The sequence below is a fragment of the [Scytonema hofmanni] UTEX 2349 genome (genome assembly GCF_000582685.1).
Taxonomy (GTDB): domain Bacteria; phylum Cyanobacteriota; class Cyanobacteriia; order Cyanobacteriales; family Nostocaceae; genus Hassallia; species Hassallia hofmanni.
Genome location: NZ_KK073768.1, coordinates 2,864,958 through 2,877,730, shown reverse-complemented (window position 1 = coordinate 2,877,730; position 12,773 = coordinate 2,864,958). Strand labels below are relative to the sequence as shown.

Annotated in this window: 13 protein-coding genes; 4 read left to right on the top strand and 9 right to left on the bottom strand. The window is 43.0% G+C overall.

Annotated elements, in window-relative coordinates; all coding sequences use genetic code 11:
- Nucleotides 1-52: 52 nt before the first annotated feature.
- From TOL9009_RS49450 to TOL9009_RS0117835, 4 genes are all read right to left on the bottom strand, one after another.
- Nucleotides 53-739 (bottom strand): DUF4926 domain-containing protein, encoded by a 687-nt coding sequence (locus tag TOL9009_RS49450; RefSeq protein WP_063628694.1) that lies wholly within the window; start codon nucleotides 737-739, stop codon nucleotides 53-55.
- Between the two features lie 184 nt (nucleotides 740-923).
- On the bottom strand, nucleotides 924-4,064 hold the full coding sequence (locus TOL9009_RS39595; RefSeq protein WP_084763244.1) for a leucine-rich repeat protein: 3,141 nt from the start codon (nucleotides 4,062-4,064) through the stop codon (nucleotides 924-926).
- 197 nt (nucleotides 4,065-4,261) lie between these two features.
- Complete coding sequence (locus TOL9009_RS0117840; RefSeq protein ID WP_029633993.1) at nucleotides 4,262-4,651, bottom strand: type II toxin-antitoxin system VapC family toxin; 390 nt, start codon at nucleotides 4,649-4,651, stop codon at nucleotides 4,262-4,264.
- Nucleotides 4,641-4,850: a hypothetical protein gene (locus TOL9009_RS0117835; protein ID WP_029633992.1), complete on the bottom strand. Its 210-nt coding sequence runs from the start codon at nucleotides 4,848-4,850 to the stop codon at nucleotides 4,641-4,643. Before TOL9009_RS0117835 ends, TOL9009_RS0117840 begins: the two co-directional genes overlap by 11 nt.
- A gap of 395 nt (nucleotides 4,851-5,245) precedes the next feature.
- On the opposite strand from TOL9009_RS0117835, the gene queG reads away from it, so the two are divergent.
- Both queG and TOL9009_RS0117825 read left to right on the top strand, forming a co-directional pair.
- Nucleotides 5,246-6,196, top strand: a complete 951-nt coding sequence (gene queG / locus TOL9009_RS0117830) for a tRNA epoxyqueuosine(34) reductase QueG (protein ID WP_029633991.1) — start codon at nucleotides 5,246-5,248, stop codon at nucleotides 6,194-6,196.
- 83 nt (nucleotides 6,197-6,279) lie between these two features.
- Nucleotides 6,280-6,915, top strand: coding sequence for an HAD-IA family hydrolase (locus TOL9009_RS0117825; RefSeq protein ID WP_029633990.1), 636 nt, complete (start codon nucleotides 6,280-6,282; stop codon nucleotides 6,913-6,915).
- A 227-nt stretch (nucleotides 6,916-7,142) separates the two neighbouring features.
- Here the strand turns inward: TOL9009_RS0117825 and TOL9009_RS0117820 are convergent, their stop codons facing one another.
- On the bottom strand, nucleotides 7,143-7,517 hold the full coding sequence (locus tag TOL9009_RS0117820) for a hypothetical protein (protein ID WP_029633989.1): 375 nt from the start codon (nucleotides 7,515-7,517) through the stop codon (nucleotides 7,143-7,145).
- Between the two features lie 230 nt (nucleotides 7,518-7,747).
- On the opposite strand from TOL9009_RS0117820, the gene TOL9009_RS0117815 reads away from it, so the two are divergent.
- Nucleotides 7,748-8,281, top strand: coding sequence for an orange carotenoid protein N-terminal domain-containing protein (locus tag TOL9009_RS0117815; protein ID WP_029633988.1), 534 nt, complete (start codon nucleotides 7,748-7,750; stop codon nucleotides 8,279-8,281).
- A gap of 49 nt (nucleotides 8,282-8,330) precedes the next feature.
- Here TOL9009_RS0117815 and TOL9009_RS0117810 read toward each other — a convergent pair whose 3' ends face one another.
- The 3 genes from TOL9009_RS0117810 to TOL9009_RS0117800 form a co-directional block, all read right to left on the bottom strand.
- Nucleotides 8,331-9,089 (bottom strand): ABC transporter ATP-binding protein, encoded by a 759-nt coding sequence (locus TOL9009_RS0117810; protein WP_029633987.1) that lies wholly within the window; start codon nucleotides 9,087-9,089, stop codon nucleotides 8,331-8,333.
- Nucleotides 9,090-9,153: 64 nt separating this feature from the next.
- Complete coding sequence (locus tag TOL9009_RS0117805) at nucleotides 9,154-9,681, bottom strand: MAPEG family protein (protein ID WP_260675916.1); 528 nt, start codon at nucleotides 9,679-9,681, stop codon at nucleotides 9,154-9,156.
- 93 nt (nucleotides 9,682-9,774) lie between these two features.
- Nucleotides 9,775-10,992, bottom strand: coding sequence for an ABC transporter permease (locus tag TOL9009_RS0117800; protein ID WP_029633985.1), 1,218 nt, complete (start codon nucleotides 10,990-10,992; stop codon nucleotides 9,775-9,777).
- A 54-nt stretch (nucleotides 10,993-11,046) separates the two neighbouring features.
- Here TOL9009_RS0117800 and TOL9009_RS44565 point away from each other — a divergent pair, with 54 nt between their 5' ends.
- On the top strand, nucleotides 11,047-11,238 hold the full coding sequence (locus TOL9009_RS44565; RefSeq protein WP_186227591.1) for a hypothetical protein: 192 nt from the start codon (nucleotides 11,047-11,049) through the stop codon (nucleotides 11,236-11,238).
- Here the strand turns inward: TOL9009_RS44565 and TOL9009_RS0117790 are convergent.
- Nucleotides 11,186-12,649 (bottom strand): efflux RND transporter periplasmic adaptor subunit, encoded by a 1,464-nt coding sequence (locus TOL9009_RS0117790; RefSeq protein ID WP_029633984.1) that lies wholly within the window; start codon nucleotides 12,647-12,649, stop codon nucleotides 11,186-11,188. The two genes, TOL9009_RS44565 and TOL9009_RS0117790, sit on opposite strands and share 53 nt — an antisense overlap.
- Between the last annotated feature and the right edge of the window lie 124 nt (nucleotides 12,650-12,773).

Sequence of the window (12,773 nt, the reverse complement as noted above, 5' to 3'; positions counted from 1 at the left end):
CGATGGTCGCTTTGCGAACCGGCGAAGCCATCGCCCCTAGAGATAAAAAAGTCTATTTAACAGAGGGAAGCTTTAGTTCTATGCCTACTTTCTGACCTATTTCCAGAACATTGTTTGTAAAGTCTGTCATACCTGCGATCGGGGCAGCGACTAGAGTACCAGCAGCTAGTAAAGCTACTAGACGCTTTTTAAGTTTGGGTAAATTGCGTTCTTTTTCTGGCTTTTTAATTTCTTCTTCTATATCATCAATATCAATGGTGATGTCGTCGCGGGTTTCTGGTGGAAATTGGGCAGCAGTTTGGCGCATGGTGCTGATGATTTGCATTAGTTCTGCTATGCTTGCACCCCTTGTTTGATTTATATTGTCTACTCTAGCTTGGGCTTCGTTTTGAGCGACAAATCCAATAGTTGCGTCTTTGAAGTCATTTTGGTTTTTATCACCTTGGATTTTATCACCTTGGATTTTATCACCTGCAACATTATCGCCTTTGCCGTATTGATTGATATTGTTAGACATAGTTTTGAGGGGTTTGTAATGGAGTTTTAGGAGTTGATGGGCTGGTAAGGCTTGCATGGCATAGGTTTGACCCTCATCATCGCTAAATTCTACTTCGTATACTTCGGGAGCGAGGATTTCGACAATGGTTCCCACTTGACCTGCAAGCAAGTTATGTTCAAATAAGGGAGTTTTAAGAGCAACAATATCTAATAAGTTTAGTTTGTTTGGGGTCGCAAGCATAGACATTACCTCAGTTTTGCAGTTTGTTGCGATCGATAAACCCTAATTCAAACAGGACTTACGCAAAAACTCTCTCAAACTCTATTCCTCTGTGTTCTCTGCGTCCTCTGCGGTAGCCTCCGGCAACGCCAAGGGCGAACGTTTTTTGGTCATTTTGCGTAAGTCCTATCAAAGTTGGGTAACTTCATCCTGTTTTATTGCCTTCGACCCGATCGCCTGCAAAATTATCGCCTTCTCCATGTTGGTTAAAGGTTTTAGAACGGCGATCAACGACATTAACTGTAAGAGGTGAGTCACCTCCTTCTATATCAATAGAATGATCGCCTTTTGACTTTCTTTGACGTATGTCTTCATAGCCATCTAAAAGTTGACGCAGATCGAGTTTTAATTTTAGTTTGCCGATGGTGATTGTGCTTTCACCCATTGCCTCAAGTCCTAGAAGTTCTTGGTAGTCGAGGGGTGGATGTTTGGGGTGATTGGGGACGGGAACCCATTCGGTGATTTCGAGATTGGGGAGACTTTTGTGGATTTTTTGGAAGACATCGCGGATAATGCCGAGAAATAAGCGGCGGGTTTCTTTGCGTTCGCTAATGGTGATGAAGATTTTTTTATCTTCTGGATCGGCTTTGATCCGAGCAATGTTGTAGATTTCGTTGTTTTCTTGATATTGCAGCATTACGCCACTGCGCCAATAGATTTGCTTATAGATTTTTTCGTGGGTGATGACGATGAAGCGGGAGATGATGCTTTCCGGGAGAACTTTGTAATGGTATTGAAATTCCAGGGTTTCACCGTGCAGTTCTGTTTCCTCTGGTTCGTCTTTGGGCAGAAGTCCCGCAATCAGGAATTGTGGTGGTTTACAATCTAATTCAAAGCAAAGCTCAAATTCTTTCATCAGCCCGATCAAATAGTCGTGACGCTTGGGGGGATATCGCTCTGGATTGAGGATGCGGATGAGATCGGCGGGGGTAAAAATGCCTTTGGTTTGAGTTTTGAGGTTTTCATCGCTCAGGAGCGCGTAAATGCCTTCTGTCACCCAGTTGGGTTTGAGGACGTTGGTATCTTTGAGTATGGGATGCTCGCGGAAGTTGAGAACTAAGCCAAGTCGATGCAGCAAGTCGATTAGTTGCTCTTGGTTTTGTTCTTCGGGAATTTTGTTTTCGTAACAGATGCCGATATAACTGCTGTAGGTGATAAAGTCTTGGGGCATGGATTCGAGTTTTTGTTTAACCTCAAACCATGTCAGAGGTAGAAGATCGTAAACTTCTTTGAGTTTGCCGATTTGCTGCAAAATAGCGGTGCGAAGTTCATCAATGCCGATATTGTCTTGGCAGGAGGTTTCGATAATGGCTTCGATGTTAGGATATTTTTCGCGTAATGCTTTGCGGTTGATATCGAGGGGTTGTTCGTCTTTTTTGTTGCCAACGATAATCACGGGGGACTTTCCGCCGAAGCTTTCGATTAGTTTCAGCCAATATTCGATGCGGTTTTCTTCTTCGCTGGTGCGACAATTACAAACTAGGAGATAGAGGCTGCGCTTAGTCAGAAAAAACTGATGGGTGGCATGATAAATTTCCTGTCCGCCAAAGTCCCAAACATTAAGACGGATGTCTTTGCTATTAACCTGCACGTTCCAAGTTTCCACATTGAGTCCGTCGGTTTGGGATTGATTTTTATCATATTTATCGCGGATTAGTCGCTCGATCAGGGATGTTTTGCCGACGCTGCCTTGTCCGATGAGCAAGAGTTTGGCTTCGTTGAGTTGACGCCTTTCACCGCTACGGAGTAATTGCAAGTAATTGAAAATGTCTTTAACTGAACCAACACGATCAGAAGATCCTAAAATCTCTGGTGAAATAGGCAGCGGATTTCCCCGTAAATCTAGTGTTTCCAATTTCGGCAAACTTTGTATCGCCTCTGGAATCTCGGTTATTTTGTTGTAACTGAGGTCAAGCTGCGTCAGATTGGTTAATTGTGCGATCGCCTCTGGAATCTCGGTTATTTTGTTGCCACTGAGGTGAAGCTGCGTCAGATTGGTTAATTGTGCGATCGCCTCTGGAATCTCGGTTATTTGGTTGATACTGAGGACAAGCTGCGTCAGATTGGTTAATTGTGCGATCGCCTCTGGAATCTCGGTTATTTTGTTGCCACTGAGGTGAAGCTGCGTCAGATTGGTTAATTGTGCGATCGCCTCTGGAATCTCGGTTATTTGGTTGATACTGAGGACAAGCTGCGTCAGATTGGTTAATTGTGCGATCGCCTCTGGAATCTCGGTTATTTTGTTGTAACTGAGGACAAGCTGCGTCAGATTGGTTAATTGTGCGATCGCCTCTGGAATCTCGGTTATTTTGTTGTAACTGAGGTCAAGCTGCGTCAGATTGGTTAATTGTGCGATCGCCTCTGGAATCTCGGTTATTTTGTTGTAACTGAGGTGAAGCTGCGTCAGATTGGTTAATTGTGCGATCGCCTCTGGAATCTCGGTTATTTTGTTGTAACTGAGGTCAAGCTGCGTCAGATTGGTTAATTGTGCGATCGCCTCTGGAATCTCGGTTATTTGGTTGATACTGAGGACAAGCTGCGTCAGATTGGTTAATTGTGCGATCGCCTCTGGAATCTCGGTTATTTTGTTGTCACTGAGGTGAAGCTGCGTCAGATTGGTTAATTGTGCGATCGCCTCTGGAATCTCGGTTATTTTGTTGTAACTGAGGACAAGCTGCGTCAGATTGGTTAATTGTGCGATCGCCTCTGGAATCTCGGTTATTTTGTTGTTACTGAGGTGAAGCTGCGTCAGATTGGTTAATTGTGCGATCGCCTCTGGAATCTCGGTTATTTTGTTGTAACTGAGGTGAAGCTGCGTCAGATTGGTTAATTGTGCGATCGCCTCTGGAATCTCGGTTATTTTGTTGCCACTGAGGTGAAGCTGCGTCAGATTGGTTAATTGTGCGATCGCCTCTGGAATCTCGGTTATTTGGTTGATACTGAGGACAAGCTGCGTCAGATTGGTTAATTGTGCGATCGCCTCTGGAATCTCGGTTATTTTGTTGCCACTGAGGTGAAGCTGCGTCAGATTGGTTAATTGTGCGATCGCCTCTGGAATCTCGGTTATTTGGTTGATACTGAGGACAAGCTGCGTCAGATTGGTTAATTGTGCGATCGCCTCTGGAATCTCGGTTATTTCGTTGTTACTGAGGTGAAGCTGCGTCAGATTGGTTAATTGTGCGATCGCATCAGGTATTTCAGTCAACTTCTGCCCCGACAAGTCTAACTCTCGCCAACCCTCAGCCACAGCGCGATCTATCAGTACCAATAACTCATCCTGCGTCATAATTCCAAGGAGAAGGGTGAGGAAAGAAGATTGATGAATATGATCTTAACTGATTAGGGAAAAGGCTAAATTATCACTTTTTGGCGGTCTGTCAGTTCGCTATTTGGGATATTGTGGATTTAGGCGTAGGCGTAGCCCGTCGTAGATATCGCGCTCAGATGATGGGAAAAGGCGATCGCAAAACATAATAGCCATCATTACCAATGCTCTGTAACCAATCCATCCACATAATCAAAATCTGAATCATCGGTCACAAGCACCCAACCATGTTCCAGACAATGCGCTGCAATCCAAACATCATTCATCGGAATTGGTCGTCCTTTGCGCTTCAAAGCCGAACGAGTCTGAGCATAGATAACTGCTGTTCGCTTTTCCACAGGCACAACCGTACAAACTTCCATAAACTCCAAATATCGAGGAAAATTTTTCAACGGTCGAGTCGAGTTCTCAGCCCCAAACAGTAACTCTCCCGCTACTACCACCGACAAAAATATTTCTGGTAACGCCAACACCCTTGAAACAACATCAGGATCACCATTCAAAAAACGTATTGCAACAGAAGTATCTAATGCAATCTCACCACTCATTTAAATCAACCTGACGACAATCAGCTTGAATTGCTTCCTGTAAATCAGCCGCCTCATCATCACTCAAAATACCAGCAAATTTTGCTAGAGGATGATGACTACGCGTTGTCTGAACACGATGCAAAAAATCTAACATTACTTTGACTAACTCATCTGGAAGCTCTGCAATTTCTTGGATAAGCTGCTCGCGGCTAGTCATACATTTGCCCTCTTTAGCAAAGTTTATCGTCAATATTATAACGAATCAGTCTCAAAATCAATTACACAGGTTTAGCGATCGCGTCTTGAGATGTTGCGATCGCCTAAATCAAAAAATATCCTCATAGATATCTGTCATCGTTAGCGATAAATTGACCGAATTTAAATATAGCGCTTCTCGTTTGAATCAAATACAGATTTATCTGCGTTCATCTGCGTTCATCTGCGTTTCCTTAATTCTTTGATGTATTGCACCGAACTGAGAAGCCCTATATGCGTTATCCAAAATCAGACGAGACGTAGCAGTGCTATGTCTCTACATTCTTTTTCATCCTTCAGACAACAGCATGATGTAGAATAGAAATCCCGGTCACTGGGCAAATTTAAATAAGAAAGATGAATCAGTTTCCCGCAACCAGCAGCAGTGTGGTAAAGGAAAAAGCCTTAGAATTAGGGTTTCACAAAGTTGGAATTGCATCTGTAGATCATCTCGATACTACACACGCCCAGCGGTTGCAAGCATGGTTAGAACTGGGTTATCATGCCGATATGGAATGGATGACTTCGCCGAAGCGTCAGGATATTCGGTATTTAATGCCAGAAGTGCGATCGCTTATTTGTGTCGCTTTAAATTATTACACACCTCACCAACGTCCCGGAGGTGAAGAATATGCTAAAATGTCGCGTTATGGCTGGGGACGAGACTATCACAAAGTCATGCACAAAAAACTCAAGGTGCTGACTACTTGGTTGCAGGAACAAGAAAAAGGTATTCAAGCGCTTAGTTATGCAGACACAGGACCAGTGCAAGATAAAGTATGGGCACAACAAGCGGGAATTGGTTGGATTGCAAAAAATGGTAATGTGATAACTAGGGAGTATGGCTCTTGGGTATTTTTGGGAGAAGTGTTGACCAATCTGGAATTAGAGAGCGATCGCCCACATACACAACACTGCGGTACTTGTACTCGTTGTCTTGAGGCTTGTCCTACCAGTGCAATTACTCAAGAGTTTGTAATAGATGCCAATCGTTGCATAGCTTATCATACAATTGAAAATAGGGCAGAAAAATTGCCACAGACAATTACACCTCATTTGCAAGGTTGGGTTGCAGGTTGCGATATCTGCCAAGATGTTTGTCCTTGGAATCAGCGTTTTGCTCGTACAACCGATGTGGCAGAGTTTCAACCTTACTCTGGGAATATTGCACCCAAGCTGATAGAATTAGCCAAAATCTCAAATGAGGAGTGGGATAAACAATTTCCGGCATCCGCATTCAGACGAATTAAACCAGAAATGTTACGAAGAAATGCCCGTGCTAATCTAGACAATAAACTAGATGCATAGCGCACTTGAGCAAACTAAGGTAAAGGCTTACATTCAGTCATGAAGTCAACTTCAAACTTCATACTTTATACTTTATACTTCAGATGACCCAGAAAGTAATTATTTTTGATTTTGATGGCACAATTGCCGATACAGTAGATGCTCTAGTAAGTATTGCTAATCGTTTAGCCCTAGAATTTGGTTATATACAAATTACTCCGGAGGAACTTGACCTGATGAGGAATTTTACTTCTAGAGAAATTATTAAGTACTCAGGTATCTCGGTTTTCAAGATTCCTTTTTTAGTCAAAAAAGTGAAATCAGAATTAAAAGATAAAATACACGAATTCAAACCAATTCCCGGAATTAAAGAAGCATTAATAGAACTGAAAAATGATGGAAATAGGCTAGGAATTATCACTTCTAATTCTAAAGATAATGTCAGAGACTTCCTGCAAATAAATGATTTAGATAATTTATTTGAGTTTATCTACTCAGGGGTGACAATTTTTGGCAAGACAACAATAATTAATAATGTCTTAAGACAAAAACAACTAAAAACTCAAGAAGTTATTTATGTAGGTGATGAAACTAGAGATATAGAAGCATCCAAAAAAGCAAATATCAAAGTGATTGCAGTGACTTGGGGTTTCAATTCCGAGGAAGTTTTAAACAAGCAAAATCCCAACTTTTTGATTCAGCAACCAAGTCAACTGCTAGAAGTGATAAAAAGTTGCTAATTGTAATTTGGTAATTAAATAAAATTTATTACCCATTGTATCATGTCCGGCAAATCACACACATTGTAAAGACGTTCCGCCGGAACGTCTCTACGAGGATGGGTTCCGGCGGAACGTCTCTACGAGGGTGGGTTCCGCCGGAACGTCTCTACGAGGGTGGGTTTTTATTACTGTTAATTAAACGGACATGAAATTACCTATTAACAATTAGCAGCAAGCATAAAAACTTACTTTCCGGCTTGACCTTTTTTTATAGCTTCTTCTACTAGGTCATCACTGACGTTAGTAGCACCTTCATTTGCAGAATTGCCAACATCCTTAGCCATGTTCATATAATCAGCGGGATTACTAGTTGATTCTGCCTGCGTTGTTGTCTCTTCTTGTTTCGATACCTCAAACTTAGGTGCAGTTGCAGCGTTGGCAGCTGCTTCACCTTCTTTTGTACGGTCAACATCACTGACGCTGTATTTCTGTGCGGCTTTGTAATCTCCCTCGACATCGACTGTTGGTGCTTTTTCTTCACCACTAGCGATGCTTTCAGCAGCTAATTGCGCGTCTTGGGTAGAATTTTCCGCGACATTGGGCTTCACTTCATCAGGCATAACTAACCCCTTAAGTAACTTTTCTATTTATGAGGTAATCCTAACAAAGTGATGTCTCATGTTCTTGGTATCTACAGATAGATGTTTACCTCTATTGAAAGATAGATAAATTTTTGTAGCTTTAATTTTTAAAACTCTTTCTCTTGGAGGTCGATAATAAAGTCATTAATAGTCAAGGTAAAACAGGTATCACTTTGAACTTTTTGATTTAATAACTTCGGAGAAAAATTATGACTGCAAGTTACAATAAAGCCGATTCTCAAGCCCAGACCAACACAACTCAAAAAGTGGTGGAGGCATTTAACAAGCTGGATACTGATGCGAAATTAGCTTGGTTTTATTTTGTTTATAAAAAAATGGGTAGTTCAATTACTCCAGCAGTACCGGCTGCTGCGGAACCAGAACTAGCACCAAGGTTGTTAGGAGATTATTATGAATTATCTGAAGAGGAGCAATTAAACGTGATGCGCGAAATTGTGAATCGTAAAGATACAGAATATTCTCGTGCTTATGGTGCTATCAAAGAAAATAACCAGCTCTTGGTTTGGTATGCTTGGGCAATCGGTATGGATGAGAAAAAAATAGTTGGAATGCCAGCAAATTACAATGCTAGTGAGCCGATAAATAATCTGCTTTCGGAAGTAGAAGGATTAGAATTTGAAGAGCAAATTTCTATATTCCGGACAATTGCGAATGAAATGGGTTACACCGATGTGAAGCCGATTGAAACGCAAGCACAAACTGGTAAAACGTCAAGTCTTTAATATTTGTAGTAAGCACTTCAGTGCTTACTACGAAGAATAAGTTTTCGATTTACTGCATGTGAGCTAAGTCGGATGCTGTCATGTTGGAGTGTACCACTTGACCATCACGAAACCAAACTATGCGTTGGGTTTGACGAGCAACTTCTGGCTCATGAGTTACCATGACTACGGTGATACCACTAGCGTTAAGTTCGGTGAAGATATCTAATACTTCTTGGGTTGTGCGAGAATCAAGGGCGCCGGTGGGTTCATCAGCAAGGAGGACGACGGGACGGTTGACGATCGCACGAGCGATCGCTACTCTTTGTTGTTGTCCTCCTGATAGTTGAGTTGGTTTGTTGTTGAGTCGCTTTTCTAAACCTACTCTGCTAAGTGCTTCGGTTGCGCGATCGCGTCTTTCACTGTTACTCACACCGGCATACACCATCGGCAAAATTACATTTTCTAATGCCGATAGTTGAGATAATAGGTGGAATTGTTGAAACACAAACCCTAACTTTTTGTTACGAATATGTGCCAAAGCGCTATCGTCTAGTTGTGCGACATCAACGTTATCTAAATAATAATGTCCTGATGTCGGACGATCCAAACAACCGATAATATTCATTGCGGTGGATTTACCAGAACCAGAAGGTCCCATAATCGAACAGTATTCGCCCTGTTCTATAATCAAGTTGACATCGTTAAGTGCCTTGACTTCTGTTTCCCCAGTACCATAAATTTTAAAGACATTCTCAATCCGAATAATTGCTCTCTTAGGAGTGGGATTGGGAATACGGGAATCGGTAATTGATAAAGTGTTTGCCATAAAGATTTTCTTAAAAGATGATTAAAGCAAGGAGAATCACAGTTTTGGTTGACATGGGAAAGCGTTAAAACGCGTCTTTAAAGCCATAATAAACACACGCTAGACTACCTATCAGATAGACAAACCAAGTCATAAAAAAGCCGATCGCCCGTGCTGGTGAGGGTCCATAAGTCTGAATCAATCCGTATCCATGAGCAATTCTGGCGATGGTCAGCGTAGCTCCCAGTAGCCATACCAGCCAAGTCTGGGAATGCATCAACTCAAGCGCAATAATTAAAAGCAATGCCAGAGGTACATATTCTGCGAAATTACCATGAGCGCGGACTTTACGTTGTAAAATACCATCATCTGGAATTGTGTCTCCTATTAACTTTTGAGTCGTGCTTTCGATTAAAGCAGCCCACGGGCTTGGGTTGTCGAGAGGATTACGCTGTATCTTGACATCATCTTTTGACTCACCATGCCAAACCCTAGTTTTTGTGCGTTCCATTGTGGCAATGTAGGAAAGCACAAAGGCGATGATACCGTTAAGTCCGATAAACAAAGTTGATATGGGAATCGTATTTTCATTCATGATTAGGGCAAGGGGCAAAGGTTGAAGGTTTTTTATTCTTTTTTCTTTTACCTAAGATTAAAGTTAACCTTTTTTGCAAAATGTTTATACGCTGTTAAGCAAAGCCAATCCTTAAGCGCTACGTAGCGCGACAATCGGATCGAGTTTAGCCGCACGACGTGCGGGGACAACACCAAAGAATAAACCGATACCACCAGAAACCCCAACGGCAAGAGCGATCGCTACCGGAGAAATTGCCGCTTCTAAAGGAGTCAACGCTCCTACTAGCATAATGCCACCGATACCAATTCCAGTGCCAATTAAACCACCAGCGGCTGAGAGAACTACTGCCTCAATCATGAACTGTAGCAGGATATCTTGTTGAGTTGCACCGATCGCTTTTCGCAATCCAATTTCTTGAGTGCGTTCCGTGACGGAAACAAGCATAATATTCATGATGCCAATCCCACCGACAACTAAGGAAATGCCGGCGATCGCTGCAAGCATAATTGTTAACGCACCGCTAATTTGACCGACAGTTTGCAGCGCATCTTTTTGAGTGCGGATGGTAAAATCATCTTCGTTGATTAATTTGTGTCGCAATCGCAGCAAGTTAGTAATTTGAAACTCTGCTGCATCTACACTGTCTGAATTCTTTGCCGAAGCGACGATATAAGTTACCTCTAATCCGTAGGGAGAAGTTTTCCCCACCAAGCGATTTGCAGCGGTGGGAATCGGTGTTAATGCTGCTTCGTCGTAATCGGCACCGACGCTGGAACCTTTGGGTGTTAATACTCCAATTACTTGAAAGCTGGCATTTTTGATTCGCATTTGCTGCCCGATGGGGTTAGAATTACCAAAGAGTTTTTCTGCCAAATCAGCACCTAACACCACAACTTGGTTGCTGCGCTTCATGTCTATGTCGCTGAAAAACCGTCCTTTTGCCGTTTCAAAATCCCGCACCACCAAGAAGGAAGGAGTCGTACCGATAATGTTGACATCGGTGTTGCGGTTGCGGTAAGTCACCACCTGCCTGCTGTTTAATTCCGCCGTCACACCTGCTACACTTGGGACTTGAGAAGCGATCGCCAGAGCATCTTCTAAAACTAAAGTTTTTGGGACATCACGGGATATGCGCTCAGTTTCTTGATTACCGGGAATGACAAATATGACGTTTGGTCCCAAGGACTCCAGTTGTTTATTAACGTACTTTTGTCCACCTTGCCCGATGCCAATCATCGCAATCACCGAGGCATTTCCGATGACAATACCCAACATTGTCAAGACACTACGCAACTTATTTGACAGCAGAGTTGTCCCTGCCATTTTCACGCTTTCGAGAATGTTCATAAGAATTGGGAATAGGGCAATGGGCAATGGGCATTGGGCAATGGGCAATGGGCAATGGGCAATGGGCAATGGGCAATGGGCAATGGGCAATGGGCAATGGGAATAAAAAGAAGCGATCGCGTATTTCACTCATACCATGCCCCATGCCCCATGCCCTATGCCCTATGCCCTATGCCCCATGCCCCATGCCCCTTTACCCTTTATCCCTCTTTTGTTCGATTTTATATTCTTTTGGAGGGTCAATAAAGACGCGATCGCCTACTTTAACTCCCTCTAAAATCTGAGTTTGGTCTTTGATTTGCGAACCGATTGTGACTTCGCGAAACTGCGCTTTATTTTTCGCGTCTGGGATTAACACACCAGTTTGACCCTTTTCGGTAACAATCGCCACCGTTGGCAATACTAAAGCATTTGACAAGCGATCGCCTAAGAACGTCAAATCGACATTTAAGCCAGAACGCAATTTATCTGCCCCCGTATCCAATGCCACCCGTACTTGAAAGGATGTTACACCTTGTTCTACCACTGCTTCTGGAGAAATTAGGCGTACACTTCCTTTAAAGACTTGATCTGGATAAGCATCAGCAACAATTTCCACACTTTGTCCTTCTTTAATTCTACCAATATCAGCTTCCGGCACTTGCGCTAGCACTTCTAAACCTCGTGCGACAGCGACAATTGAACTAGAAGTTGCTGAGGCACTACTTGAAGCCGAAGTTGTGGGAGTGACAAAAGCGCCGATGTTAGCATACTTCTGGGTGACAATTCCCGCAAAAGGTGCGCGGATAATCGTATCTTCTAAATTAACTTGCTCCGCCTTCAATTGAGCTTGCGCTGACGCTACACCTGCTTTACGCTGATTAATTATTTCCGGACGGGTGCCATTTTGCATCAACTGCAACTGCGCTTTTGCTTCTTCTACTACTGCTTTGCGTTGAGCCATTTCTTCGGAACGACTACCAGCTTGTTGCAGCGATAATCGCTTTTGTGCTTCTTGCAAATTCGCGATCGCGCTTTTATCTTCGCTGACAAATTGATCTAATTCTTGCTTTTGAACTGCTCCCTGCTGATATAAATATTGGTAACGCTTGACTTTTTCGCTGCTATAATTCGCCTTTGCTTGAGCTGCATCTACCAAAGCTTGAGCTTGAGCAATTTCTTGAGGACGATTTCCTGCTTGTGCTTGGGCTAATTGCGCTTGGACTTGTGATAAACGCGCTTTCGATTGATCGATTTCTTGAGGACGACTTCCGGCTTCAGCTTCGGCTAATTGAGCCTGAGATTGGGCTAAATTGGCGCTAAATTGCTGGATTCTCGCTTGAATGTCTGCACTATCCATGCGGGCAAGAATTTGTCCTGTTTGGACGCGATCGCCTTGCTCAACATACAATTGTTTTAAAATTCCCGGATTTTTCGGGCTAATATTCACACTTTGAACTGGTACAACCTTGCCACTACTGGTAATCCGCAAAGTTACGTTTTTCGCTTCCACTGGCACAGTTAGTTGCGTAATATCCTCTTTGCCTGTACCCTGATTCACAAACATGTATGTCGTCGTTGCGCCAACAACCACCACACCAGCAGCCATCAGCCCAATCAACCAGGAAAATGGATTCTTTACTTTACCAAATACGGGGACTTCTATTTGCGTAGTCATATATAGCCTGTGAAAAATGATGCGGTTGGCGGTTGATAAGCGTTTCAACAACTTGAGGAAATTATTAAAAAGGGACTGGGGACTAGGGACTGGGGACTAGGGACTGGGGACTGGGGACTGGGGA